This is a genomic window from Blautia sp. AM28-27 (assembly GCF_003480905.1).
GTDB lineage: Bacteria > Bacillota > Clostridia > Lachnospirales > Lachnospiraceae > Fusicatenibacter > Fusicatenibacter saccharivorans.
Window position 1 is genome coordinate 1 of the sequence record NZ_QUJK01000048.1, and the last position, 566, is coordinate 566.

The 566-nt window shown below is 37.3% G+C and carries 1 protein-coding gene; it reads left to right on the top strand.

Annotated features, from left to right (window positions below):
- Positions 1-116: 116 nt before the first annotated feature.
- A complete protein-coding gene (tnpA, locus tag DW743_RS17870) occupies positions 117-551 on the top strand; it encodes an IS200/IS605 family transposase (protein ID WP_117762303.1) in 435 nt (144 codons plus the stop codon).
- The last annotated feature ends 15 nt before the right edge of the window (positions 552-566 follow it).

Below are 566 nucleotides of genomic sequence, written 5' to 3' on the forward strand. Positions count from 1 at the left end.
AGTAAGGGGATTACCCATAAATATATTGTAGTAGTGATGAGTTAGACGCGCAAGATTTTTGATAAAAATGAGAACAAATGTTTGATATATTCCTATGTATATGGTATAATGTTTTTATGGGAAAAGATATGTTTACAATTAATAAAAATGATCTTTCATATGGTAGAGGATATGTGTACTCTCTGCAGTATCATCTGGTCTGGTGTACCAAGTATAGAAAAAAGGTTTTAAAAGATGGAATTGATGTGGAATGCAAAGAAATGCTGGAAAGTCTTGCACAGGAATATAAATTTCAAATCCTGGCTATGGAGGTTATGCCGGATCATATTCATCTGCTTGTAGATTGTCGACCACAGTTTTATATTTCAGACATGATCAAAATCATGAAGGGGAATCTTGCGCGCCAGATGTTCCTTTTGTATCCAGAGCTAAAGAAAGAGTTGTGGGGAGGGCATTTGTGGAATCCGTCTTATTGTGCTGTAACGGTCAGTGACCGGAGCCGTGAACAGGTATTTGCTTACATAGAAGGGCAGAAGGAAAAATCCCGTTAAAACCCGGAGGAAAAA

Coding starts and splice junctions, on each gene's coding strand:
- tnpA (WP_117762303.1), top strand. CDS start 117: ATGGGAAAAGATATGTTTACAATTAATAAAAATGATCTTTCATATGGT.